Here is a 25,150-nt window from a genome sequence, read left to right as displayed (position 1 = left end):
GCTCGAATGCCTGCCGGGTCGTGCGCCTCACTGCGTGGCGCGCCCGCCAGCCCGGGCAGCACCGCGGCTGCGGTCGCTACGGGTTGGGCGGGATCTCCACCCGGCGAACCTCGCCGTCGACCGCGTCGGCGGCCTCGATTTCGCCACGGGTCACACCCAGCAGGAGCAGCACCGTGTCCAGATAAGGATGGCTCAGTGACGCATCGGCGACCTCGCGCAGCGCGGGTTTGGCGTTGAACGCGATCCCCAGTCCGGCCGCGGCCAGCATGTCGATGTCGTTGGCGCCGTCGCCCACCGCGACGGTCTGCGCCATCGGCACCCCAACCTGGCTGGCGAATTCCCTTAGCGCCGAGGCTTTTCCGGCCCGGTCGACGATCGGCCCGATCACCCGGCCGGTGAGTGTGCCGTCGATGATCTCCAGTTCGTTGGCCGCGACATAATCGATCATCAGCTCCTCGGCCAGCGGCTCGATGATCCGGCGGAACCCCCCGGACACCAGGCCGCAGGCAAAACCCAGGCGCCGCAAGGTCCGTATGGTGGTGCGGGCGCCGGGCATCAGTTCCAAAGCATCGGCGACCTCGTCGACCACGCTGGCGGGCAGACCCGCCAGCGTCGCCACCCGCTGCTCGAGCGACTGCGCAAAGTCCAGCTCGCCGCGCATCGCGGCGTCGGTGATCGCGGCGACCTTGCCCTCGGCGCCCGCCCGGGCCGCCAGCATCTCGATGACCTCGCCCTGCACCAGCGTCGAGTCGACGTCAAACACGATGAGCCGCTTGGCGCGTCGTTCCAGGCTGTAGGCCTCGACCGCCACGTCGACCTGTTCCTCGCTGGACACCCGGTTCAGGGCGGTCCGCAGCGCCCCGTCCGCGCCCGGCGGCACCGAGACCCGCAGCTCCAGACCGATCACCGGATAGTCCGAAACACCGCGGATCAGGTCGATGTTGACGCCCAGCTCTGCGACCTCACGGGCCACCGCGCCGAACGCGCTGGCGGTAATGGGCCGGCCCAGCACGTAAATGGTGTGCGTCGAGGGCTCGCGCATGATGGTCACGTCGTCGCTGCGCTCGATGCTGACATCGAGGTCCAACTCGCGGATGGCCGATTCGACGTCATCGCGCAACTGCGCGCTATCGGCGACTTCGGCCGGGCAGCACACCAGCACGCCCAGTGTCAGACGGCGCCGGATCACCACCTGCTCGACGTTGAGCAACTCGACTCCGTGCCGCGACAGCGCCTCCAACAGGTTCGCTGTCACGCCTGGTTGATCCACGCCGGTGACGGTGATCAACACCGACACTTTCGGTGGCGCGTTCACTCCCGACAGCTGTCGCTACTGCTCAGCAGTCGAGCGATCGGGTTCGGTTCGCGGACCGAAGCCCTTGGGCGACTCGAGAGCCGTGGCGTGGCGGCCCACGTGCGCCTCAGCGCGAAGCCGCTCCACCATGTGTGGGTAGTGCAATTCGAATGCCGGGCGCTCCGAACGGATCCGGGGCAGCTCGGTGAAGTTGTGCCGCGGCGGCGGGCAGCTGGTCGCCCACTCCAGAGAGTTGCCATAGCCCCACGGGTCGTCGACCGTGACGACCTCGCCGTAACGCCAGCTCTTGAAGACGTTCCAGACGAACGGGAACATCGACGCGCCCAGGATGAAGGCGCCCACCGTGGAGGCGACGTTGTAGGGCTGGAAGCCGTCGCTGGGCAGGTAGTCGGCATAGCGACGCGGCATGCCGAGATCGCCCAGCCAGTGCTGCACCAGGAAGGTGGTGTGGAACCCGATGAAGGTCAGCCAGAAGTGGAGCTTGCCCAATCGCTCGTCGAGCAGCCGGCCCGTCATCTTCGGGAACCAGAAGTACACCCCTGCGAACGTGGCGAACACGATGGTGCCGAACAGCACGTAGTGGAAGTGCGCGACCACGAAATAGCTGTCTGTCACGTGGAAGTCCAGCGGCGGGCTGGCCAGCAGCACGCCGGTCAGACCACCCAGCAGGAAGGTGAGGAGGAAGCCGATGCAGAACAGCATCGGCGTCTCAAAGGTCAACTGCCCCTTCCACATCGTGCCGATCCAGTTGAAGAACTTGATCCCGGTCGGCACCGCGATCAGATAGGTCATGAACGAGAAGAACGGCAGCAGAACGGCTCCCGTGGCGAACATGTGGTGCGCCCACACCGCGACCGACAGGGCGGCGATCGACAGGGTCGCGTAGACCAGGGTGGTGTAACCGAAGACCGGCTTGCGCGAGAACACCGGGAAGATCTCGGTCACGATGCCGAAGAACGGTAGCGCGATGATGTACACCTCGGGGTGACCGAAGAACCAGAACAGGTGTTGCCACAACAAGACTCCGCCATTGGCCGCGTCGTAGACATGGGCACCTAGATGTCGATCGGCGGCCAGCCCGAACAGCGCCGCTGTCAGGATCGGGAACGCGATCAGAATCAGGATCGAGGTGACCAGGATGTTCCAGGTGAAGATCGGCATCCGGAACATCGTCATCCCGGGCGCACGCATGCACACCACAGTGGTGATCATGTTGACCGCACCCAGGATGGTGCCCAGACCCGCGACGATCAGGCCGGTGATCCAGAGGTCGCCCCCGGCGCCGGGTGAGTGCACGGCATCAGACAGGGGCGTGTATGCGGTCCAGCCGAAATCGGCGGCCCCGCCCGGCACAATGAAACCGGAGGCCGCGATCAACCCGCCGAACAGGAACAGCCAGAAGGAGAAGGCGTTCAGTCGGGGGAAGGCCACGTCTGGCGCGCCGATCTGCAACGGCAGCACCAGGTTGGCGAATCCGAACACCACCGGGGTGGCATACAGCAGCAGCATGATCGTGCCGTGCATGGTGAACAGCTGGTTGAACTGTTCGTTCGACAGGAACTGCAGCCCGGGAGCGGCGAGCTCGGTGCGCATCAGCAACGCCATCAGCCCGCCTATGAAGAAGAAGGCGAAGCAGGTGACCGTGTACATGATGCCGATCATCTTGTGATCGGTGGTGGTGATCAGTTTGTAGACGAGGTTCCCTTTGGGGCCCATGCGGTCCGGGTACGGACGAACGGCCTCGAGTTCACCCAAGGGGGGCGCTTCGGCTGTCAACAGCTTCTCCAAACATCCAGATCGGACACTGGCCCAAAAATCGGTATTGAGACGAATCTTAGCCGTCGATTATGGTGCCGTCAGGGCTGGTCCTACAAACTGTCGTAAATGGCTCGCCGATGCGGCGTGTCCGTCGGCGCGGAGCCGTCACGCTGGCTGAATGGTGGCGACCCGCGTCGCCCGGCTCCGCCGCGCTCGCGATCGCCATGCTGGCCGGATGTTAGCGTCTGACGCGTGTTGTTCGACGCCCTCAGGCCCGCCCGGCCGGCCGCGACGACCGCGGTTGTGGCGGCGCTCATCGTGGCCTGCGGGGGCTGCGGATCCGGTAAGCACACCGGCGAGACGCCGGCCCGTTCCCTGGTCACCCCCACCACCCAAATCGCCGGCGCCGGCGTGCTCGGAAACGACCGCCGCCCCGACAACTCGTGCGCGCGAGACGCCGCCGCGGCGGAACCGGGCTCCGCGAAACGGCCAGTCCACAACGCCGCAGGCGTCGAACCGGACGTCGTGCAGGTGCCCGCCGACCCGCAGCGCATCGTGGTGCTCTCCGGCGACCAGCTCGACACGATATGTGCGCTGGGCCTGCAGTCGCGGGTGGTCGGTGCGGCATTACCGGACGGGTCCTCGAGTCAACCCGCGTATCTTGGTGGCGCGGTGCACGCCGTACCCGCGGTCGGGACCCGCTCCCACCCGGACCTGAACGCGATCACCGCCGCCCACCCCGACCTGATCCTGGGGTCCCAGGGTCTGACGCCGACGCTGTATCCGCAGCTGACCGCGATCGCCCCGACGGTGTTCACGGCCGCACCGGGCGCGGCGTGGCAGGACAACCTGCGCGCCGTTGGCGCCGCAACCGGCCGCGGTGCCGCGGTAACCGGGTTGATCAGCGGTTTTTCCCAGCGTGCCACCGACGTCGGCGCGCGGCATGACGCTTCCCATTTCCAGGCGTCGATCGTGCAGCTGACGACGGGCACGATCCGGGTATACGGCGCCAACAACTTTCCCGCCAGCGTGCTCGGTGCGGTTGGCGTGGACCGGCCGGCCTCTCAGCGGTTCACCGACAAGCCCTACATCGAGATCGCGGCCACCGACGCGGACCTGGTGAAGAATCCTGACCTATCGATGGCGGACGCCGACGTCGTCTACGTGTCCTGCGACAGCCCGGCCGCCGCCGATCGGGCCGCCACGATCCTCGACAGCAACCCGTGGCGCAAGCTGTCGGCCAACCGGGATAACCGGGTCTACATCGTCAACAACGAGATATGGCAAACAGGCGAAGGCCTGATCGCCGCCCGTGGCATCCTCGACGATTTGCGCCTGGTGAACGCACCGATCAACTGACGGCGCCCGACCAAAACGCATACATCGTCACAACGTGATATTCGCCCGGGCGTTGGCGGAATAACTTTTACCCTAGCTAAACTTCTTAGTTGACGTATCGAATCGAAGAGGGATTTTTCATGAGCACAGTTTCGGCGTACGCGGCCACCTCGCCGACGGCACCGCTGACCAAGACCACCATCGAGCGACGTGAGCCGGGTCCACACGATGTGGCCATCGACATCAAGTTCGCCGGGATCTGCCACTCCGACATCCACACGGCCAAAGGCGAATGGGGCACACCGCATTACCCGCTGGTGGTGGGCCACGAGATCGCCGGCGTCGTCACCGCAGTCGGATCCGACGTCACCAAGCACAAGGTCGGCGACCACGTCGGCGTCGGCTGCATGGTGAATTCCTGCGGGCAGTGCAGGAGTTGTAATGCCGGCCTCGAGCAGTACTGCAGCCGAGGCACGATCTTCACCTATAACGCCACTGACAAGGACGGCACGACGACCCAGGGCGGCTACAGCCAGGCGATCGTCGTTGACGAAAACTTCGTCTTGCGCATCCCCGACTCGCTGCCGCTGGACAAGGCGGCGCCGCTGCTGTGCGCGGGCATCACGCTGTTCTCCCCGCTGCGGCACTGGAAAGTCGGCCAAGACACCCGCCTGGCGATCATCGGCCTCGGCGGGCTGGGCCACATGGGCGTCAAGCTCGGCGCGGCGATGGGCGCCGAAGTGACGGTGCTGTCGCAATCACTGAAGAAGATGGAGGACGGGCTGCGGCTGGGCGCCAAGCACTACTACGCCACCGCCGAGCGCGAAACGTTCAAGAAATTGCGCAACAGCTTCGACGTCGTCCTGAACACCGTCTCGGCGAACCTGAACCTCAATGACTATCTGAGCCTGCTCGACGTCGACGGCACGCTTGTCGAGTTGGGCATTCCCGAACACCCCATGGAGGTAGGTGCGTTCTCGCTTGCGCTGGCGCGCCGCAGCCTATCGGGGTCGAACATCGGCGGCATCGCCGAGACCCAGGAGATGCTGGATTTCTGCGCCGAGCACGACGTGACGCCCGAAATCGAGCTTATCGAGCCCGACTACATCAACGAAGCCTACGAGCGCGTCCTGGCCAGCGACGTGCGCTACCGCTTCGTCATCGATATCTCGAAGCTGTAGGCACGCTGCCGTGCTTACAGCGCGACGCCCGGAGCGCTGTTCGAGGCCACACCGCGAGCGGCGATCTCCGCGGCCTCACCCCACTCGTCACCGGGGATGACTTCGCTGACGTCGATGCCGGCCAGCGGCCATCCGGCCGCCGCAAGCCTGGCGGCGACCCGGATGATGTTCTCCGGCCCGGCGTCGTAGTGCGTCATGTCGGAGATGAATTGGGCGATCTCGTCACGGTCGATAACGCCGTCGGCGATCGCCGCGGAGCCGTTCACGGCGATGTTGTGGACCACCTCGGCGATTTGTTCCTCGGTCAATGGGGTGCTGCGCAGCAGCGCCAACAGCGGCACGCGGTCGGGCCCGGGGACGCCCTCGGGGTAGCCCGCGCGCAGCCAGCGCAGCACGGAGCGGCAGAAGTTGCTGGTGTGAGAGGCGGCGGTATTCGTCACCCCAACAGTGTCAGGGCAGCCGTGTCGCCCGCGCTACCGCGGCGCAAGTCGGTCCAGACAATTCATACGCCGTTTACCCGGCTAGACCTGTCCTTCGCCGTGCACGATCCCGCTGGCAGTTACGCCTGGTTGTCGAGTGCGCCATGTGGCCACAGCAAGCGCAGTGCTCTCGTGAGGACCACGGGCTACTGGCACTGGTCAACGTGATTTTCTAAGGTCGGCGCCCTTCTTGCAGAGTACAGTCGAGCCATGACGACTCCGTCCGCGAAGAACCGGAAACCCCCCATTGTTTCTGTGAGTATTGGGAACCCGAATAATTCGGCGCCGAGCGTTCCGAGGCCGTCTGATCCGGCCGAGTCGTTTCAACGCGGCATCGGCGCCCGCTTGCGGGGAATGGGCCTGGGGGTGCAGACTCAGCCCCTTCGGGAGATGCGCCTCCAAATGGGTCTGGACATGCAGGTTGTCTACTTCATGGTCCGCGTGCCGGTGGCCGGCGGCGTAACGCTGCGCTTGCCGGTGATGGCGACTTTCAAACCCAGGATCTATTCGCCGACGCAGGCGCAACATCTCTCCGAATAGCGTGCCTACCCGTAGCTTGATCGAGTACGTGATTCCGCTGTTCAAGGTAAATCAACCGGGGGAACGGGGATGGTAGCCGAGAATGACGGTGAGCACGGGCGCGACGTGAGCATCCCCGCCGATTCGGGCGGCGAAAGCATCGCTACGCAGGCCGTGAACGTGGGTCTTGAGGTGTTCAGCGTGGTCATGTCGTTTCTTACCTGCGGAGCACTCCACATATACAGTGACCTACCGGGTGGCGAGAAGGTCGGCCGGACGTCGTTTATCCAGGCGATCGTCAGTATCTTCCGCCACCACGACGATGACATGCGCACAATGGACGGGACTTCACCGGGCAGTGCCGAAGCCTGATCGAGCCCGTCCACGGCGAGCCTCCGCGCTGGATGGGATGTCAAAACCGTTGCCGCGCATTTGGTTAGCGATTTCGGCGACGGATTCTGGCGCTTACTGACCAGCGGCATTCGCCATGGCAGCATCGATCGGGGGCCACGGCGAAGCGATCCAGGGGCCGGGAGAAGCGCTGATGTCGGCAGTATGCGGACGCCCCGTCGCATTCGACCGACTCGCCGCCCCGGGGTTGCTTCTACTGCAGTCTCGCCTCACCTGATTCGCGGCCGAGCATAGGCGGCGTCATTCAGCAGGGTCACTGACGAGTCAGAAGTCCCAGTCCTCGTCCTCGGTGACGACGGCCTTGCCGATCACGTACGACGAGCCCGAGCCGGAGAAGAAGTCGTGGTTCTCGTCGGCGTTGGGTGACAGCGCGGACAGAATCGCCGGGTTGACGTCGGTCTCGTCGCGCGGGAACAGCGCCTCGTAACCGAGGTTCATCAGCGCCTTGTTGGCGTTGTAGCGCAAGAATTTCTTGACGTCCTCGGTCAGCCCGACCTCGTCGTAGAGGTCCTGGGTGTACTCGACCTCGTTGTCGTAGAGCTCGAAGAGCAGCTCGTAGGTGTAGTCCTTGAGTTCCTGCTTGCGCGTGTCGTCGACCAGCGCCAGGCCGCGCTGGTACTTGTAGCCGATGTAGTAACCGTGCACGGCCTCGTCGCGGATGATCAGGCGGATCATGTCGGCCGTGTTGGTCAGCTTGGCGCGGCTCGACCAGTACATCGGCAGATAGAAGCCGGAGTAGAACAGGAAACTCTCCAGCAGGGTGGAGGCGACCTTGCGCTTGAGCGGTTCGTCGCCCTTGTAGTACTGCATGACGATCTCGGCCTTGCGCTGCAGGTTGGGGTTTTCCTCCGACCAACGGAACGCGTCATCGATCTCGGCGGTCGAGCACAGCGTGGAGAAGATGTTGCTGTAGCTGCGCGCGTGCACGGACTCCATGAAGGCGATGTTGGTGTAGACCGCTTCTTCGTGCGGGGTCAACGCGTCCGGGATGAGGCTGACCGCCCCGACCGTGCCCTGGATCGTGTCCAGCAGCGTCAAGCCGGTGAAGACCCGCATGGTCATCTGCTTTTCGTGGGCAGTCAGGGTGCCCCAGGACGGCAGGTCGTTGGACACCGGCACCTTCTCGGGCAACCAGAAGTTGCCGGTCAGCCGGTCCCAGACCTCGGCGTCCTTTTCGTCTTGCAGTCGGTTCCAGTTGATCGCCGAAACGCGGTCGATCAGCTTCATGTTTTCGCTCACCAGAACCCCACTTCATACGCCATTTTTGCAGCCGGATCGTTTGCTGCTCTTGGACCTCAAACACTACCCCTGGGGGCCGACAAGCCGCCGCAGCACAAGAAGTAGTGTTCAGCGTGTCGCCCGAACCGGCACTGCCTACATGCCTAAGTGCGTGCGAAGCACCTCCGTGACGGTCTCCGGCGGCCCACTCACGTCGACCTGCGCGGCGCCCTGGCGCCCGAAAAGATACAGTACGAGTTCGCCCTGCCCACCGCTGAGTCGCGCCGTGGGTTTACCCGGCCGAACCGTCACCCGCTCCTTGGTTTCGGCCCACTCGATCTCGAGCCCGCACACGCGCAGCCGCCGACTCAGGAAGCGGCCGCCGCGGCAAACGTTGTGCCACAGGCCAGCGTCCATCGCGGGAAACAGGTTGCGGGGACCTCGCCCGTTGGCGCGGCGGACGTCCTCGGGATGGAAGAACTCGTTGAGATTCGCGCTGCGGCGCACCCATCCGATCCGGAAGAAGCCGACGGGCGGGCCGGACCGGATCCGCGCGACCAGCCACGCGAAATCCCGCCGGCGTGCCAATCCCGCGCGACGCCGCTCGACGAATCGCTGGAACGGGCCCGGCATAACGATGCACGCGCGCTCAACCCCCGCGTCGCATAAGGGGTAGGCAAGGCCGGCCTAAACATGTACCATTTGGTACATGTTTACCGAAGACAGCATCGAGATCGACGCGCCACCGCAGCTGGTATGGGACGTCTTCAGCGCTGTCGAGCGCTGGCCGGAGTGGACCGCGTCGGTGACTTCCCTGGTGGGGCAGGACGGTCCCGCCCTCGCCGTGGGCCGGCGGTTCGCGATCAAGCAGCCCGGCATGCAGAAGCTGGTCTGGCAGGTCACCGGGGTCGACCCGGGCACGTCCTGGACCTGGGTCCAGCGCACCCCCGGCGCGAAGGTCATCGCGCGCCACTTCGTGACCGCCCGGCCCGACGGCGGCACGCTGGTGCGCCAGGAACTCGACCAGCGCGGCGTACTTGGCGCGCTGGTCGGGCGGTTGATGGTCAAGAAGACCAAGCGCTTCCTCGAGATGGAGGCCCGGGGCCTCAAGGCGCGGTCTGAGCAACTCAGCCGCGCCGATGGCGCGCACTCCTGACGCCCAGCGGCGCCGGCAACTGCTCGACGCGCTGATCGAAGAGTTCGCCGCCGGCGGCATCGGCGACCGTTCCCTACGCGAGGTGGCCGGCGCGGTGGGCACCAGCCATCGAATGCTGTTGCACCACTTCGGGTCCCGCGAGGATCTGCTGGTGGCGATCGTCGAGGAGGTCGAGCGCCGCCAAATGGCTGTCGTCCCCGATCTGCCGATGAACCCGGCCGACGGCTTCGCCGCGATGTGGGCCGACGTTCGACTTCCCGACCTACGCCAGCTGGAGCGGCTCTTCTTCGAGTGCTACGCGCGCGCTGCCCAGGGCGAAAAGCCTTTCGCGCGAATGGTTCCCGGTGCCGTCAACGGCTGGCTGCGCGAAGTCGAGAAAATCGCCGACGCCCCAGTGGACCCCGCGATGGTGAGGTTGGGGCTTGCCGTCACCCGGGGCTTGCTCCTCGACCTGGTGGCCACCGACGATGAGGCCGGCGTGGACGCTGCCGCGCGGGCATTCATCGGGCTCTTGGCAGCAGCGAGATGAGCGTGTCGACGAGTTCCTCGGCGTTGGTGTGCCACTTGTCCAGATCCATGTGGCCGCTTAAGTCCAAACCCGTGATGCCGTGGGCGCTGGTCAAAATGAGGGCCCCGTAGCGTCGCGCGTGCTGCGCACCCGTGATGCGACCAACTATCTCGAGAAACAGATCCTGCGCGCGTTCGGCCACCCGGATCGCTTCAGTCGGATCACCGGCGGGTGGGGTGAACATCAGGCGGTAGAGGTGCGGGCGGGTGCGCCCGATCGCGATCAGCGACAGCAGGCCGGTGCGCAACGACTCTTCGGGCGGTTCGCTGCTATTGGCCAATATTTCGAGCGCGTCGGCCAATTCGCTCAAAGCGTTGGTGGCCAGGACTGCCAGCAGCGCATCCTTGTCGGCGAAGTGGCGATACGCCGCCGAGCGCGACACCCCACTGCGAGCACCCACCTCACGCAGCGTGACCGCCTCGACCCCGCCGAGGTCGAGCAGGACCCCGGCCGCCTCGATCAGCGACCTGCGGGTCGCCGCGGCGCTCTCGGCCCGTGTCGTCACTCGGCGAGCATAAGCCGATGCGTGGCCGCCGACTTGCAGTTGACAACGTCAACTCAACTGTTATTTTGAGATGACAGCGTCAACTCAAACCCCCCACCCGGACGGAGCCCGCCATGAATTCCTCGCATACCGACCGTCACGAACTGATCGTCGTGACCGGCGCTTCGACCGGCATCGGCGCGGCCACGGCTAAAGAGCTGGCCCGCAAAGGTTTTCATGTGCTGGCAGGCGTACGCCGCGAGGCCGACGCCGAAACGTTGCGCGGCTTGGGCATCGAAGGGATCGAGCCGCGCATCCTCGACATCACCGTCGAATCAAACGTGGCTGCCATCGCCGCGCGAATCGCCGATGACCCGCGCCCCCTTCGCGCGCTGGTCAACAACGCCGGGATCGCGATCAATGCGCCGGTTGAAACGCTGCCGATCGACCAGTGGCGCCGGCAGTTCGAGGTGAATCTGTTCGGCCACATTGCGATCACCCAGGCGCTCTTGCCGGCCCTGCTGCGCAGCTCGGGCACGGTCGTGAACATCAGTTCCGTCGGCGGCAAGGTGGTCTTGCCGACCTACGGCGCCTATGCCGGTTCGAAGTTCGCCCTCGAGGCCGTCAGCGACGCCCTGCGTCGTGAGGTCACAGACCTGGGCGTCAAGGTGGTCGTCGTCGAACCCGGCGCGGTCAAGACCGAGATCGCCGAGCGTGGAATCGCCACGGCGGAGGAACTGATGGCCGACATGACCGCCGGCCAACTCGCCCGCTACGGCGATGTCACGACGGCCGTCACGGCACAGGCGCGGTCGTTCAAGGATATTGGCGTTCCGGCCGAACACGCCGCGAAGGTGATCGCCAAGGCCGCGACCGCGTCTCGCCCCCGGACTCGCTACACCGTCGGACGCGACGCTGCGATCCTCGTGCGACTCAGCCGCGTCATCTCCGACCGGGTCCTGGACCGCATCGTGCGCCGCAATCTTCGGTCTTTTACCAAAGGCCCGGCTCTAAACGGCCGCCGCGCGGCGGTCGGCGTGTGAACCTTTGCCAACCCCGAAGAACTGGTACTCGTCGAGCTTGACCGAGCGAGTCGCCCGCCAGTACTCCCAGGTGTAGCCGCCCCAGAGCACCGTGTTCTTGCCGTGCTCGTCCAGATACCAGCTGCTGCAACCGCCGCTGTTCCACACCGACGGGCCCAGCCTGCGTTGCAACTCGTCGTTGAACTTGTCCTGGGCGGCGCGGGTTGGAGCCAGCGCCTGCGCGCCCAGCTTGTCGCAAGTCGCGATAGCGTCTGCGACGTAACGGATCTGGGATTCGATCATGAACACCACCGAGTTGTGTCCCAGCCCGGTGTTGGGTCCCAGCAGGAAGAACAGGTTGGGCACGTCGGCGACGGTGATGCCGCGGTGCGCGCCGATGCCCTCGCGGTTCCAGCGGTCCACCAGGTCCTCGCCGTGCAGTCCCTTGATCTGGACGTAGGTGTAGGAGTCGGTGACGTGGAAGCCGGTGGCGTACACGATCACGTCGGCCTGGCGGTGGGTGCCGTCGGCCGTGACGATGCCGTCGGCGGTGATCCTCGAAATGTGGTCGGTGACCAGTTCGGTCTTGGGGTCGGCGACCGCGCCGTAATAGGTGGAGGAGTTCAGGATTCGCTTGCAGCCGATGCGGTAGTTCGGGATCAGCTTGCGCCGCAGCTCCTTGTCCTTGACCGAGCGGCGAATGTTGTATTTGCAGTAGGACTCGATGAACTTGAGCAGGTTCGGCCGTTTGGTCATGCCGATGGCCAGCGCTTCCTGGCTCCAGTAGATCGCGAGCCGGACCATCGCGCGCAGGCCGGGCACGTTCTCCATGGCCCGGCGCACGGCCGATGGGATCTCGGGGTTCGAGCGCGGGACCACCCACGGCGGAGTGCGTTGGTAGAGCTGAAGTTCGGCGACCTGTCCGACGATCTCCGGCACGATCTGGATCGCACTCGCGCCGGTTCCGATCACCGCCACCCGCTTTCCGGTCAGGTCGACACTGTGGTCCCACTCCGCGGAATGGAAAGCGGCGCCGCGAAATTCGTCTCGTCCCTGGATGTCGGGCATGGACGGGATGTGGAGCGCGCCGGCACCCGAGATCAGGAATTGCGCGACGTACTCGCGCCCGTCCGCGGTGAACACGTGCCAGCGGTTCTCGTCATCATCCCAGTGGGCACGGTCAACCAGCGAGTTGAATTCGACGTAGCGGCGCAGGCCGTACTTCTCGGTGACACCTTTGAGGTAGTCCCAAATCTCGGGCTGGAAAGAGAACGGGTTTTTCCAGTCGGGCTTCGGTTCGAACGAGAACGAGTACAGATGCGACGGGATGTCGCAGGCGCACCCGGGGTAACTGTTGTCTCGCCACGTGCCGCCGATGTCGTCGGCCTTTTCCAGGATGACGAAACCGACGCCCTGCTTCTGCAGCGCGATGGCCATCCCCAGGCCGGAGAATCCGGTCCCGATGATGACGGCGCGCGTGTGCACCGGCCTTTGGGCGGTAGCCCCCGGGATTGTCTCGGTTTGTGTCACGACGTCGGTCACGGTCGATCGGTCCTTCTATCCAGGCCTACGGGTCGGCGTTAGCCAGCGTATTCGCCTGCGCCCCGGCTGACGCAGATACCCAGTACCCAGGGTATCGGTTGGGACGAGTGTTATCGATGGCCGCGACGGTTGTCAACGGCGCTGCTCGCTCAGCTCACAGCCGGGTTGCCGGCCACCATGTCGTGAATCGGCAGGTCAGGATTCATCGTGATACCCAGGGCCTCGGCGGTGCCGACGATCACTCCCATCATGATCGTCGTCAAATGCGCGACGAACTGCTCGCGCGACATCAGCCGCGGGCTGTCCGGCTCGGGACCCAGCCACCACTCGGTGGCCGACGCGGCACAGCCGAACGCCGCGTGCCCGGCGAGTTCGACCGCCGCGTGGTCGAGCTCCATCTCGCTGAGCTCGCTGTCGAACATGTCGGCCACGGCCAGGGTGATTCCACGTCCCTCGTTGAGGACCTGGGGGGTGGCCGCCGACCGGCCCTGGATGAACACGCGCAGCACGTTGGGATGCTTGTCGACCAGGATCACGTACTCCTCGACGCTGCGCCGAATCACCTCGCGGGCCGAGTCGGTCCTCAGGTCGATGGACGGAAAGATCGCTGCCCACAGCATGTCGCGCAGCCGCTCCCCGATCGCCTCGAACAGGTCCGATTTGTCGTGAAAATGGCGGTAGATCTTCGGTTTGGCGGTGCCGGCCTCCTCGGCGATTTCTCGCACCGACAGCTCGGGCCCGAGGCGGTCGATCGCGCGGAAGGCCGCGTCGACGATTTCGTTGCGCACTTTCTTGCGGTGCTCGCGCCAGCGTTCGCTGCGCGCGTCGACCTTGGCCCCGGGCTTGGCGCTGGGGTGGGGTCTAGAAGGTCGAGGCATTCTCACCACGTCAAGCACTTTACCTCGTCGCCGCTTCTGACCTGGGCAGACTGGCGCAGAGCTCTGCGGCCATCTCAGTACGCTGCCCGCAGCACCTCGCTGGGAGACCGGCCGAATTGTCTGCGGTAATCGGCGGCGAACCGGCCCAGGTTGCCGAACCCCCAGCGGTAGGCAATGGCCGCGACGGTCACTCCCTCCTCGACGGAGGCCTGCCGCAGATCGGTATGCGCGCGGGCGAGACGAACAGATCTCAGATACGCCATCGGAGTCGTATCGAGGTGTTTGCGGAAAGCTTCCTGCAGGGCGCGAGTGCTCACCCGCGCCGCGACCGCGACGTCACCTATGCGGACATCCTCGGCGGCGGTCGCCTCGAGATAGGCGATCGCGCGGCGGAGGGCCGCCGGTCGGACGTTGCCGCCGGGACACATGCCGGCGGAGTGAGCGATCTCGGGATAGGCCTCGACGACGCTGGCCACCAACGTCCGAATCAACTGGCCGCGCAGTAGCGCCCCGGACGTCAGGAGTCCGCTAGGCCCGGCATTACGAAGCAGGAAGTGCATCATCTTCGCAACAGCCATCGTTCCCGTCTTCGACGGACGCCGGCTCAAGGGTATTCGGATCGGTCCCGGCTCATCCATCGCAACGAGTTCGGCAACCGCCGTCTCGAATTCCGTCCGAGGAAGCATCACGTTGAACAGGTTGCAGTTTTCTTCCCAGCGCAGCTGGTACACAGTGTGCGCATCCAGGATCACGTGCTCGCCGGGCGGCACGAGCCGTTCGGCGCGCCCGGCACGGGCCACGAAGCGCCCGCTAATCTGTTGTGACACAAGGACGAACTCGTCGAACGGCAGCGGATCAACCCAAGCAGTACCGGATCCGAAGGACGTGGAATTGACGCCGAACCCCGTGGCGCCCCCCTCCGCATGCCGCGCCCGGAACCTTGACAGGCTGCCGCCGACGGTCAACCGGTGGGGACAGTAGGCGGACGTGAGTTGAGTGCGCGCCTCGTCTGGATCGGAGGTATCCGTCCGGATGCGGAGACTCTCGATCATGATTGCTCCCGTTGGTGGCGCTACCGCGGGCCGCGCCCGCCCCGTTATTCGGATTCGGCAATTCTATTAGGACGCCGGGACCGCATCGCTCCGCTGGGGCGGCGCACGCAGTGATCTTCGTTACTTCATCCGTTCTGGGGCAACATCCGTCATGGCGCCAAGAGATCTGGGCGATCCTAACCTCGCAGGATTCGCCCGCGCTGACCCACGAACGTGTTCAGGCGACCGTCGGTGCTCCGACGGCCGGCAACACGTTGTGGTTGAGGCGGAACATGTTGGTCGGGTCGTACATTTCTTTGACGGCCGCCAGGCGCTCGTAGCGCTCACGACCGTAGATCGCGAGCCCGTCACCCGCTTCGTCTGGAGCAAGGTTGTTCACCAGCCGCCGGTCGCCCCGCCACGGCGCCATGCCGTCGAGCAGCGCTGCGACCGACTCTTTGAGCCGTTGCTCCTCCGCCAGCGGGCCAACTTCAACGCCCAACAAGACATATGGCAGGCCCCTGGTCGCCACCGAGTTGGGTACCGCCGGCTCCCGGTCCCATGCGCCCCCCAGGGCACGCAATTCAGCTATCCACATCGTTGTGTCGGAATCCGGACCGACGAGTGCGACCAGTTCATCCTGTGCCTCGGCGGGGAACTCCCGCAACATGATGCTGCGTTCGTAGTAGGGCAATGGCTTGGTTGGCTCGCTGTGGATGGATGCGACGTCGCTGTACGGCATCTCCGCGACCGTGTCCATGATCGCCGGAGCTATCGCCCGCAGCGGCGCCACCATTCGTTCGCCGTCCTCGGCCGTGCCGGTGTAGGCGATCCGCAAAGCCACAGTGAAGACGCCACGTAACTGGTCGGGCACCCCAGGCATCGACGGCAGCCGCAACGCGGCGAAAGACGTGCCCATGGTTTCCGGCGTGTGGGGGTGCCACGCGGCCCAGGCGTGTAGCACGTCGGCCATCCGCTCCCCCGGGAAATAAAGGCTGCCGCCGTAGAGGCGGGACACCGGGAACAAATCGAATTCCAGTGACGTGACCACCCCGAAGTTACCTTTGCCGCCGCGCAGCGCCCAGAACAGCTCGGGGTCGGATTCCGCGTCAACATGGCGCAATTCGCCGTCTGCGGTCACCACGTCAAGCGAACGCACGTGGTCCGCAGCGTAACCGTGGGAGCGGCCCAGGGTCGGGCTCAGACCGCCTCCGAGGGTGTACCCGCAGACCCCCACCGTCGGGTTGGACCCATTCAACGGTGCCAGCCCGACCCTGGTGGCCTTCTGGACAACCTCCGCCCAGATGGCTCCGGCGCCGACTTTCGCGGTGCGGCCCACCCTGTCGATGACGACACCATTCATCTTGTGGGTCGTGATCAAAACGGCACCCTGTGCCGTGCCGACGACCTGATGGCCGGTAGTTTTCACCAAAACCGGCCGGCGCTGTCCCGCCGCGAAACGAACGGCCGCCCGAACGTCAATCACGCTGTGCGCCACCACAATCACAGCGGGCAGGAGCTCGTGATTGAGGTTGAAAACCGCGCGTTCGTCGTCATATCCCGCATCACCCGGCAGCAGAACCGACCCGGCCACCGCCGTTGCCAGGGCTGCGGTGGCGTCGGGCCGAACTGGTGGTAAGGACGCGTCATCGACGCTCATGGCGGACAACCTCTTTCGTATCGGGATACATTTGCGGGCAGGCAACTGGGGTTCCGGATCTGACGCTCGGCGTGGTAACTGTCTGCACACCGTTCACGGCCCGACGGTTGCGCCGACTAAGGTGGCTTGCCGTCTGGTACTCCTGCGCACGGGCCTGGTGCGAATCACTCTGGGCCACCAGAAGAACGGCCCGAGCAGGCGCGCGAGCGCGGGCGTGATGAACGAACGAACGATAAGCGTGTCCAGCAGCAGACCCAGGCCGATGATGGAACCCATCTGGCCGATGTTGACCAGGTCGCTGGAAACCATCGCCGTCATCGTGACTGCGAAAACCAGTCCGGCGGTGGTGACCACCTTGCCGGAATTGGCCACCGCTCTGATCAGACCGGTGTTGAGGCCTGCTTTGCTTTCCTCCAGGTAGCGGACGATGAGCAGGAGGTTGTAATCCGAACCAACCGCGACCAGGATGATGAAGGTCAACGGCAGGTTCAACCAGCTCAGTGGGATACCGAGGAAGTGCTGCCACACGAGGACTGACAGTCCGAATGCGCCGGAATAGGAGAATGCCACTGTTCCAACGATGACCAGGGCCGCGATCACGCTTCTGGTGATGAGCAACATCACCAAGAAGATCAATGCGAAAGCTGCTGTGGCCGCGATGATCAGGTCCATTCTCGCCGCTTCCTGGATATCCCAATACGTCGCCGCGGCGCCTCCGAGATACACCCGGGCTCCGGCCAGCGCGGTGCCCTTCAAGGCTTCCTTTGCTGCCGGAAGGTAGGTCTGATCGTGTTTGATCCCTTCGGGGGTCAGGGCTTCCCCGTCGTGGTAGACCATGTATCGCGCGGCCTTGCCGTCTGGGGAGACAAAGAATCTCAAGTCGATCTGGAAATAAGGATTGCTGAATGCGTCCGGTGGCAGATAGAAGAATTCATCGTTCTTGGAACTGTCGAAGGCATACCCGAGGTCCATCATCTGCCGGCTCAGCTCATCAAGCTGAGCCAACTGCGGCACTATCGTGTTGTGCTCGGTCAGGATGATCTTGTGTAGCTCCTCGAGAGACTCCACGTTGTGGCCGAGGAGGTCGACGAGTTGGGGCGTGACGGCATCCTGGATCATTGCCGCCTTGAGATTTTTGTCCATCTGGTCCGCTAACTGGTCGATCTTGTCGGTCGCGTCGAACAGCGATTGCATCGAATTACAGATTGGGATGTCGAAACAGTGCTTCTCCCAATAGAAATAGCTCCGGATCGGCCGCCAGAAGTCGTCGAAGTCGGCGATGTTATCCCGCAGTGATTCTGTGACGTCCTTCATGCCTCGGGCGGCGTCGGCGGCGATATGAGCCGCTCCGGCCTGTTGTGACGTCAGCTCCTGTTGCTGACGCATCAGGCTCGTCATGCGGTCGGTGACGGCGGCCATGTCGGTAAGCCGGGTGTTGAGGTCAGTGAGGAACGGTAGGAGTTGCTTGATCTTCGTTCCCATCGTCCCCATGGCGTAGGTGAACGACGAATGCTCGAGTGGGGACCCCAACGGCCTTGTGGTGCTCTGGACCATCCCCACGCCGGGCGTGTGAAAAACACTGCGCGCCACGCGGTCCAGGGCAATCATGTCCGTGCTGTTCCGCATGTCGTGATCGGATTCCACCAGCAGCATATCGCCGTTGAGCCTGCTGACGGGAAAGTGCCTGTCGCTCGCCGCGTACCCTTGCTTGGATTGGATGTTATCGGCGATGTAAAGCCGGTCGTCATAATTTGGGCGGTAGGTGGGCAGAGTGACCGACCCCACCAGCACTACCGCGCAACTCGCCAGCAGGACGCGGCCGGGCCAGCGCACGACCAGCGTTCCGACTTTGCGCCAAATCCCTTCCCCGGCCCGTTTTTTCGGCTCGAATGCACCGAAGCGACTACCCAGAGCGAGTAGAGCCGGACCAAATGTCAAGGCAGCCGTGACTGCGGTGAGCATGGCCACGGCGCAGGGAATGCCACAGGTATTGAAATAGTTGAGCCTGGTGAATTTAAGGCAGAATGTTGCGCCGGCCACCGCGAGACCAGATCCCAAGATGACGTGGGAGACGCCGCTCACAGCGGAATAGTAAGCGGTTTCGCGGTCCTCGCCGGCATGCCGTGCTTCGTGGTAGCGGCCGATCAAGAAGATCGCGTAATCGGTGCCCGCACCCAGGATCAGGGAGACAAGAATGTTCGAGGCGAACTCCGATATCTGGGTCAACCTGTGGAACGCGAGAAAGGCGACAATGCCACGCCCGCAGATCAATTCCATCATCACCATCGACAGGATGAGCAGCGCGGTCGTGATCGAACGATAGACGATCAGCAGCATCACGGTGATCAGGATGATGGTCACGAACATGATCGTGGCAAGGCTCTTGTTGCCGACCTCGAGCATGTCCGCCGACAGCGGCGCCGCACCCGAGACGTAGACTTTCAGTCCTGGTGGTGCGCTGATCTGCGAGACCAAATCTCGCACCGCATGGATCGACTCATCCGACAGCGACGATCCTTGGTTACCAGCAACCCGCACCAGCGTGTAAGAGGCTTTTCCGTCATTGCTCTGCACTCCTGCAGCGGTCGTTCCTTCTCCCCATAGGTTCATCACGTATTGAACGTGTCTGTCACGCTGCAGTTTCGCGACCAGCTTGTTGTAAAACGAGTGGTCGGATTCGTCGAGTTTGTGCGCGCCCTCCAGCACAACCATCAGCAGGCTGTTGCTATCGGATTCTTTGAACACCTCTCCGATGTGGATGAGCGCATGTGACGAGGGTGCGTCCACCGGAACCAGGGGCCCTCGGTTCGCCTCGGTGATCGGCTCGAGCTGCGGGACTATCGTGTTGACCAGCACCACGAGCGCGACCCAGGCCAGTACCACGAGCAAACAAAACTTGCGGATGGCCCGCGCGACAAACGGTTTAGACGTATCGATGGTCGCGTTGTCATGAATCATGCGGACAGCACCTGGCACCAGACTCCGGCATGCTCGCCGGTCGCGACGTGTTCAGAGCGCACCAGCCCGTCAACGGTGATCCTGCAGCCGACGTTTCCGCCAGCCACCTGCGCGATGATATCGGCGGTGGCCGTGGTCAAAATCGTTACTTCCGTGTGCGTCCATGGCAAGGCCGTGAAGTCGACCACCACGGGTTGAGAGTTCACGTCCCAATAGCTGGCTCTGCCCCATCCCGCCAAATCGCCGAACACCTCGTATTCGATGCGTTTCGGATTGAACTGCATTATCGAGAACTTGTTGCCCGGGCTTCGTGTTCTGTCGTGCGAGCCGAAGCTCCCGTGAACGGAGTCGATGATGAGTCCCGCCATAGCGGCAACGGCGATCACAAGCGTTGGCAGCCAAAGCCGGCTGACCAGTCGACCTGCAGAAACGACCATGGTTGATGTGACCTTCCGAAGGGGGTTGGACAACATGCAAAGCACGAACCCAGCCCGGGCTCCACCAACGACGCGGATTCCATCTGCTGGCAACAGTTTCGACGTGCTTGGTGCTCACGCAGTGGCGTGAGCCGATCATTCGACCAAATGGGGGGCGAAGCGCCGCAGTTATACCCCCATCCCGCCAACGCCCATCGGGACACGCGCGGAGGTCGTCGATGTCGCCGAGCTGGGCTTTTTGCTCCTTGCTGAGTAATGTTGAGGCTCAGTGAGCTTCACGAAATTAGATCCTTCTCGAAGTTGGACGGTCAGCTATGCGCCAAACGAGTCTCGCTCGTACTGGCCGCTCTGTGAACTAAAGCTATGGAGATGGGCGCCCCGCGTCTACCCGCATAACGCGGCCGATGGCCGGAATACGCGGTGGGGATGCCGGCCGTGACCTCTGGTCTTGAGGGCCCGCCACTCGCCGTCGTATGGTGCTCGGCATCGGCGACGAATCATCGAACCGCTGATAGTCCGAAAGTCAATGTCTGAACGAAATCGGTTGGGCCTCAGGGCCTGATGGGAGACCAGGCCTTGCCAAAATTCGAGTCATACGACTTCATCGTCGTAGGAGCAGGTACCGCCGGGTGCGTCTTGGCGCGCCGGCTGAGCGATGACAGCAACGTCCGCATCTTGCTTCTCGAGGCGGGGAGCGCTACCCTTCCGCCGGCCAGCGCGCAGCCGCCGCAATGGCCGACGTTGATCGGAAGTTCGTCCGACAGCGGGACTCTCACCACGGTGCAGGCGGCAACCGGCAGGGCGGTGCATCTACCGCTGGGGCGTGGTGTCGGCGGGTCCTCGGCAATCAACGGCATGATGTTCGGCCGCGGCCACCGCGATAGTTACGCCGATTGGCCCCCCGGCTGGCAATTCGACGATCTCCTGCCTCACTTCAAAGCGAGCGAGAATGCGCGCGACGGTGATCCCGCGTTGCGCGGGAAGGAAGGGCCCCTGCACGTGGCTCCGGTGGAGTCACCGAACGAGGTACTTGCGGCTGGGCTGCGCGCAGCATCGCAACGTGGCCATCCGGTTGCCCAAGACCTGAGCAGCGGATGTGAGCTAGGTTTTGCAGCGCCGGATGTGACCATTTCCAATGGTCGCCGGCAGAGCGCGGCCGACGCTTACCTGTGGCCTGTGTTTCCTCGCGAGAATTTGACCCTGGTCACCGATGCCGTCGTGCATCGGCTACATATCGCCGACGGTCGCTGTACCGCAGTTGGGTACCGCGCCGCCGGTCAAGGTCCGACGATAGCCATGGCGGACGAAGTTTTGCTGTGCGCCGGTGCGATCGGCTCGCCGCGGCTGTTGATGGTTTCGGGGGTCGGTCCACAGGGCCATCTGCGCGACCTCGGCATCGACGTTGTACTTGACCTGCCGGGTGTGGGATCGAACTTGCAAGACCATCCGTTCACCGGGGTCATAGTTCAAGCACCACAGCCTATTCCGACGCCGCGGAACAACCACGGCGAAATAATGGGCGTAATCCGCTCCCGACGTGCCGGCTTGGCGCCTGACTTACAGATTCTATTGGTGGACAGTGGCGCCCTGGCCGGAGTCGACCTACCGAATGTCTACGTGATAGGCGTATCTGCCATGCAGCCGTTCAGTCGCGGCAGCGTGCGTTTGGCGGAGGCGGCCGCTGAAGCGGCACCCGTCGTCGACCCGAACTACCTCGGGGATGCGCGTGACTTGGAGACGTTGGTGGACGGTCTGTTCATAGCCCGAGAGATCGGCACCGCGCCCGCATTGAGTGCCTGGCGTGGCGTGGAACTTGCGCCGGGGCCCCACGCCTGCAGCAGGAAAGCGTTGCGGGACTTCGTCAAACAGACGGTAGGCCCCTACTTCCACCCGGTCGGGACCTGTGCCATGGGGCGCACTCAGCAATCAGTGGTCGATCACGAGCTTCGCGTCCACGGCCTCACTGGACTCCGGGTCGTGGATGCGTCCGTCATGCCCTCGCTGCCGGCAATGAACCCGATGGCAACCGTCTACGGTATTGCCGAACGAGCAGCGGCTCTCATCAAGGGGCCAGGCGTGACAAGCCTGACTGCGTGATGAGCCACCGGGCTCAGAGCATGCAGGACACGCAGCCCTCGACCTCTGTTCCCTCCAAAGCCATCTGACGCAGCCGGATGTAGTACAGCGTCTTGATTCCCTTGCGCCAGGCGTAAATCTGCGCCTTATTCACGTCGCGGGTGGTGGCGGTGTCCTTGAAGAACAGCGTCAACGACAGCCCCTGGTCCACGTGCTGGGTGGCCGCGGCGTAGGTGTCGATGATCTTCTCGTAGCCGATCTCGTAGGCGTCCTGGTAATACTCCAGGTTGTCATTGGTCAGATACGGCGCCGGGTAGTAGACGCGACCGATCTTGCCTTCCTTGCGGATTTCGATCTTGCTCGCCACCGGGTGGATCGAGCTGGTCGAGTTGTTGATGTAGCTGATCGAGCCGGTCGGCGGGACCGCCTGCAGGTTCTGGTTATAGATGCCGTGCTGTTGCACCGACTCCTTCAACCGCTGCCAATCCTCTTGTGTCGGAATGCGAATACCCGCCTCAGCGAAGAGCTCCCGGACCCGCGGGGTGGCCGGCTCCCACACCTGCTCGGTGTACTTGTCAAAGAATTCACCGGAGGCGTACTTCGACTTCTCGAAGCCACCGAACTTGGTCCCCCGCTCGATCGCGATGCGGTTCGAGGCGCGCAGCGCGTGGTAGAGCACGGTGTAGAAGTAGATGTTGGTGAAGTCGACGCCTTCTTCGGAGCCGTAGAGGATGCGCTCGCGGGCCAGGTAGCCGTGCAGGTTCATCTGCCCGAGCCCGATCGCGTGGGACTCGTTGTTGCCCTGCTCGATCGAGGGCACCGACCAGATGTGCGTCTGATCGCTCACCGCCGTCAGCGCGCGGATCGCCACCTCGATGGTCTGCGCGAAGTCGGGAGAGTCCATCGTCTTGGCGATGTTCAGCGACCCCAGGTTGCACGAAATGTCCTTGCCCACCTTGGCGTACGACAAGTCGTCGTTGAACACCGACGGCGTGGACACCTGCAAGATCTCCGAGCACAGGTTCGAGTGGGTGATCTTGCCGTCGATCGGGTTGGCCCGGTTCACCGTGTCCTCGAACATGATGTAGGGGTAGCCGGACTCGAACTGCAGCTCGGCCAGCGTCTGGAAGAACTCGCGCGCCTTGATCTTCGTCTTGCGAATGCGGGCGTCGTCGACCATTTCGTAGTACTTCTCGGTGACCGAGATGTCGGCGAACGGCAGCCCGTAGACCCGCTCGACGTCGTAGGGCGAGAACAGGTACATGTCCTCGTTCTTCTTGGCCAGTTCAAAGGTGATGTCGGGAATCACCACGCCCAGGCTCAGCGTCTTGATGCGGATCTTCTCGTCGGCGTTTTCGCGCTTGGTGTCCAGGAACCGGTAGATGTCGGGGTGATGCGCGTGCAGATACACCGCACCCGCGCCCTGCCGGGCCCCGAGCTGGTTGGCGTAGGAGAACGAGTCCTCGAGCAGCTTCATGATCGGGATGACGCCCGAGGACTGGTTCTCGATGTTCTTGATCGGGGCGCCGTGCTCGCGAATGTTGCTGAGCAGCAACGCGACTCCCCCGCCGCGCTTGGACAGCTGCAGTGCGGAGTTGATGGATCGCCCGATCGATTCCATGTTGTCTTCGATGCGCAGCAAGAAGCAGCTCACCGGCTCGCCGCGCTGCTTTTTGCCCGAGTTCAGGAACGTCGGGGTGGCCGGCTGGAATCGCCCGTCAATGATCTCGTCGACGAGCTTCTCGGCCAGGACGGTGTCACCGGCGGCCAGCGTCAGCGCGACCATGACCACGCGGTCCTCGAAGCGCTCCAGGTAACGCTTCCCGTCGAACGTCTTCAGCGTGTAGGAGGTGTAGTACTTGAACGCACCCAGAAATGTCGGGAATCGGAACTTCTTGGCGTAGGCGCGGTCCAGTAGCGTCTTGACGAAGTTGCGGCTGTACTGGTCGAGAACCTCGCGCTCGTAATAGTTCTCCTTGATCAGGTAGTCGAGCTTCTCGTCCTGATTGTGGAAGAACACCGTGTTCTGGTTGACGTGCTGCAGGAAGTACTGGTGCGCGGCCTCGCGGTCCTTATCGAACTGAATCTTGCCGTCCGCATCGTAGAGATTCAGCATCGCGTTGAGCGCGTGATAATCCGTTTCCCCCGGTAACGCGTGGGCTCCGGTGGTTACAGGCTCTGCAGCGACGGTTGGTGACACGTCTGTTCCTTCCAAAAATCGGCTAAGCCCGCGCGGACGGCATCCACGTCGTCCTGGGTTCCCATCAGTTCGAAGCGGTAGAGGTATGGAACGCCGCACTTGCGCGAGATCACGTTGCCCGCGTAGGCGAATTCGGCGCCAAAGTTGTTGTTGCCCGCGGCGATGACGCCGCGGATCAACGACCGGTTGTGCTCGTTGTTCAAAAAGGCGATGACCTGCTTGGGGACGTAACCGCCGGCGTTGAGGTCGGGAGTGGCATGCCCGCCGCCGTAGGTGGGCAGGATAAGGACGTAGGGCTGGTCGACCTCGATGCGGCCATGCAGCGGTATCCGCGTGGCGGAAATCCCCAGCTTCTCCACGAAGCGGTGGGTGTTCTCCGACACGGAGGAGAAATAGACCAGTGGCGATCGCAAGCGCGGCGCAGCCGGGCGTAGCGGGTCGCCACTGATCCGATCCAGTGGCGATCGCAAGCGCGGCGCAGCCGGGCGAAGCGGGTCGCCACTGATCCAATCCGGGTTGCGCGACTGCACCGCAACCTCCTTACCTAACGTCTTGCCTTAAGCGCTCAGTTCCGCCGCGGCCAGCGCCTTGATGCGGTCGGGGCGGAAACCCGACCAGTGGTCGTTGCCTGCCACCACCACGGGAGCCTGCAGGTATCCCAGGGCCATCACGTAGTCACGCGCCTCGGCGTCCAACGAGATGTCGACCTTCTCGAAGGCGATGCCCTGCTTGTCCAGCGCCTTATAGGTTGCGCTGCACTGCACACATGCCGGCTTGGTGTACACGGTGACGTTCATAGAATGCCGCTCCTTTGCGGAAGAGGGGACCCAACGGACTGGCAACTACTTTTGGACTGCGTCTTTGCTACGTTCAGCGATCCGTCAGGCCCCTTGATTCCCGTCGTGCGGCGGTCAAGGTC

General features: G+C 63.8%; 22 protein-coding genes and 2 pseudogenes. 9 read left to right on the top strand and 15 right to left on the bottom strand.

Translation table 11 applies throughout. From position 1 onward, the window contains the following. Positions 1 to 76: 76 nt before the first annotated feature. Together serB and ctaD are read right to left on the bottom strand one after the other, a co-directional pair. Positions 77 to 1,315 carry a phosphoserine phosphatase SerB gene (gene serB, locus AC5Y4F_RS09865; protein WP_499996311.1) on the bottom strand — a complete coding sequence of 413 codons (1,239 nt, stop codon included), beginning with the start codon at positions 1,313 to 1,315 and terminating at the stop codon, positions 77 to 79. Between the two features lie 15 nt (positions 1,316 to 1,330). Continuing rightward, a complete protein-coding gene (gene ctaD, locus AC5Y4F_RS09860) occupies positions 1,331 to 3,091 on the bottom strand; it encodes an aa3-type cytochrome oxidase subunit I (protein ID WP_231986411.1) in 1,761 nt (586 codons plus the stop codon). Positions 3,092 to 3,325: 234 nt separating this feature from the next. On the opposite strand from ctaD, the gene AC5Y4F_RS09855 reads away from it, so the two are divergent. Both AC5Y4F_RS09855 and AC5Y4F_RS09850 read left to right on the top strand, forming a co-directional pair. Next, entirely contained in the window at positions 3,326 to 4,432 is a 1,107-nt protein-coding gene (locus AC5Y4F_RS09855; protein ID WP_499996310.1) for an iron-siderophore ABC transporter substrate-binding protein, read from the top strand. A 119-nt stretch (positions 4,433 to 4,551) separates the two neighbouring features. Beyond that, positions 4,552 to 5,592, top strand: coding sequence for an NAD(P)-dependent alcohol dehydrogenase (locus AC5Y4F_RS09850; protein ID WP_499996307.1), 1,041 nt, complete (start codon positions 4,552 to 4,554; stop codon positions 5,590 to 5,592). Positions 5,593 to 5,606: 14 nt separating this feature from the next. Here the strand turns inward: AC5Y4F_RS09850 and AC5Y4F_RS09845 are convergent, their stop codons facing one another. Next, positions 5,607 to 6,032 carry a DUF3349 domain-containing protein gene (locus tag AC5Y4F_RS09845; RefSeq protein ID WP_499996305.1) on the bottom strand — a complete coding sequence of 142 codons (426 nt, stop codon included), beginning with the start codon at positions 6,030 to 6,032 and terminating at the stop codon, positions 5,607 to 5,609. Positions 6,033 to 6,281: 249 nt separating this feature from the next. Here AC5Y4F_RS09845 and AC5Y4F_RS09840 point away from each other — a divergent pair, with 249 nt between their 5' ends. Continuing rightward, a complete protein-coding gene (locus AC5Y4F_RS09840; protein WP_197520622.1) occupies positions 6,282 to 6,611 on the top strand; it encodes a hypothetical protein in 330 nt (109 codons plus the stop codon). 69 nt (positions 6,612 to 6,680) lie between these two features. After that, positions 6,681 to 6,962, top strand: a complete 282-nt coding sequence (locus AC5Y4F_RS09835; RefSeq protein ID WP_499996302.1) for a hypothetical protein — start codon at positions 6,681 to 6,683, stop codon at positions 6,960 to 6,962. Between the two features lie 303 nt (positions 6,963 to 7,265). Here AC5Y4F_RS09835 and nrdF read toward each other — a convergent pair whose 3' ends face one another. Beyond that, the gene (gene nrdF / locus AC5Y4F_RS09830) at positions 7,266 to 8,240 is read right to left on the bottom strand and encodes a class 1b ribonucleoside-diphosphate reductase subunit beta (protein ID WP_197520618.1); all 975 of its coding nucleotides are present in this window, start codon (positions 8,238 to 8,240) and stop codon (positions 7,266 to 7,268) included. A gap of 135 nt (positions 8,241 to 8,375) precedes the next feature. Continuing rightward, positions 8,376 to 8,861 (bottom strand): annotated as a pseudogene (locus AC5Y4F_RS09825) (TIGR03085 family metal-binding protein); the annotation flags it as partial. A 67-nt stretch (positions 8,862 to 8,928) separates the two neighbouring features. On the opposite strand from AC5Y4F_RS09825, the gene AC5Y4F_RS09820 reads away from it, so the two are divergent. Further along, positions 8,929 to 9,375, top strand: a complete 447-nt coding sequence (locus AC5Y4F_RS09820; protein WP_067937060.1) for an SRPBCC family protein — start codon at positions 8,929 to 8,931, stop codon at positions 9,373 to 9,375. Then, a complete protein-coding gene (locus AC5Y4F_RS09815; protein WP_499996299.1) occupies positions 9,359 to 9,904 on the top strand; it encodes a TetR/AcrR family transcriptional regulator in 546 nt (181 codons plus the stop codon). The genes AC5Y4F_RS09820 and AC5Y4F_RS09815 overlap by 17 nt, the downstream gene beginning before the upstream one ends. Here the strand turns inward: AC5Y4F_RS09815 and AC5Y4F_RS09810 are convergent. Next, positions 9,876 to 10,448: a TetR/AcrR family transcriptional regulator gene (locus AC5Y4F_RS09810; protein WP_067937065.1), complete on the bottom strand. Its 573-nt coding sequence runs from the start codon at positions 10,446 to 10,448 to the stop codon at positions 9,876 to 9,878. The two genes, AC5Y4F_RS09815 and AC5Y4F_RS09810, sit on opposite strands and share 29 nt — an antisense overlap. Before the next feature lie 113 nt (positions 10,449 to 10,561). On the opposite strand from AC5Y4F_RS09810, the gene AC5Y4F_RS09805 reads away from it, so the two are divergent. Further along, positions 10,562 to 11,470 (top strand): SDR family oxidoreductase, encoded by a 909-nt coding sequence (locus AC5Y4F_RS09805; RefSeq protein ID WP_067937068.1) that lies wholly within the window; start codon positions 10,562 to 10,564, stop codon positions 11,468 to 11,470. On the opposite strand, the gene AC5Y4F_RS09800 is transcribed toward AC5Y4F_RS09805, so the two are convergent. The 6 genes from AC5Y4F_RS09800 to AC5Y4F_RS09775 form a co-directional block, all read right to left on the bottom strand. Then, positions 11,438 to 12,991, bottom strand: coding sequence for a flavin-containing monooxygenase (locus AC5Y4F_RS09800; RefSeq protein ID WP_067937071.1), 1,554 nt, complete (start codon positions 12,989 to 12,991; stop codon positions 11,438 to 11,440). The two genes, AC5Y4F_RS09805 and AC5Y4F_RS09800, sit on opposite strands and share 33 nt — an antisense overlap. A 149-nt stretch (positions 12,992 to 13,140) precedes the next feature. Next, positions 13,141 to 13,869 (bottom strand): TetR/AcrR family transcriptional regulator, encoded by a 729-nt coding sequence (locus AC5Y4F_RS09795; RefSeq protein WP_067937074.1) that lies wholly within the window; start codon positions 13,867 to 13,869, stop codon positions 13,141 to 13,143. Positions 13,870 to 13,943: 74 nt separating this feature from the next. Continuing rightward, positions 13,944 to 14,921, bottom strand: a complete 978-nt coding sequence (locus AC5Y4F_RS09790) for an AraC family transcriptional regulator (RefSeq protein WP_067937076.1) — start codon at positions 14,919 to 14,921, stop codon at positions 13,944 to 13,946. 217 nt (positions 14,922 to 15,138) lie between these two features. Then, on the bottom strand, positions 15,139 to 16,560 hold the full coding sequence (locus AC5Y4F_RS09785; protein ID WP_067937078.1) for an FAD-binding oxidoreductase: 1,422 nt from the start codon (positions 16,558 to 16,560) through the stop codon (positions 15,139 to 15,141). Positions 16,561 to 16,653: 93 nt separating this feature from the next. Further along, positions 16,654 to 19,518, bottom strand: coding sequence for an MMPL/RND family transporter (locus AC5Y4F_RS09780; RefSeq protein WP_499996296.1), 2,865 nt, complete (start codon positions 19,516 to 19,518; stop codon positions 16,654 to 16,656). After that, positions 19,515 to 19,955: an MmpS family transport accessory protein gene (locus tag AC5Y4F_RS09775; RefSeq protein WP_499996455.1), complete on the bottom strand. Its 441-nt coding sequence runs from the start codon at positions 19,953 to 19,955 to the stop codon at positions 19,515 to 19,517. The genes AC5Y4F_RS09780 and AC5Y4F_RS09775 overlap by 4 nt, the downstream gene beginning before the upstream one ends. Before the next feature lie 576 nt (positions 19,956 to 20,531). Between AC5Y4F_RS09775 and AC5Y4F_RS09770 the strand changes: the two genes are divergently transcribed. Further along, positions 20,532 to 22,052, top strand: a complete 1,521-nt coding sequence (locus tag AC5Y4F_RS09770; RefSeq protein WP_499996295.1) for a GMC family oxidoreductase — start codon at positions 20,532 to 20,534, stop codon at positions 22,050 to 22,052. A 13-nt stretch (positions 22,053 to 22,065) separates the two neighbouring features. Here the strand turns inward: AC5Y4F_RS09770 and nrdE are convergent, their stop codons facing one another. Next, complete coding sequence (gene nrdE, locus AC5Y4F_RS09765) at positions 22,066 to 24,231, bottom strand: class 1b ribonucleoside-diphosphate reductase subunit alpha (protein ID WP_082947689.1); 2,166 nt, start codon at positions 24,229 to 24,231, stop codon at positions 22,066 to 22,068. Next, a complete protein-coding gene (gene nrdI, locus AC5Y4F_RS09760; protein WP_499996293.1) occupies positions 24,201 to 24,644 on the bottom strand; it encodes a class Ib ribonucleoside-diphosphate reductase assembly flavoprotein NrdI in 444 nt (147 codons plus the stop codon). Before nrdI ends, nrdE begins: the two co-directional genes overlap by 31 nt. On the opposite strand from nrdI, the pseudogene AC5Y4F_RS09755 reads away from it, so the two are divergent. Beyond that, positions 24,632 to 24,733 (top strand): annotated as a pseudogene (locus AC5Y4F_RS09755) (hypothetical protein); the annotation flags it as partial. The gene nrdI and the pseudogene AC5Y4F_RS09755 sit on opposite strands and share 13 nt — an antisense overlap. Positions 24,734 to 24,788: 55 nt before the next feature. On the opposite strand, the gene AC5Y4F_RS09750 reads toward AC5Y4F_RS09755, so the two are convergent. After that, positions 24,789 to 25,028, bottom strand: coding sequence for a redoxin NrdH (locus tag AC5Y4F_RS09750; protein WP_067937090.1), 240 nt, complete (start codon positions 25,026 to 25,028; stop codon positions 24,789 to 24,791). Positions 25,029 to 25,150 lie beyond the last annotated feature (122 nt).

Source organism: Mycobacterium sp. NGS56, assembly GCF_059812425.1.
The sequence above is the reverse complement of the archived record's forward strand: the minus strand, read 5'-3'. Positions and strand labels throughout refer to the sequence as shown.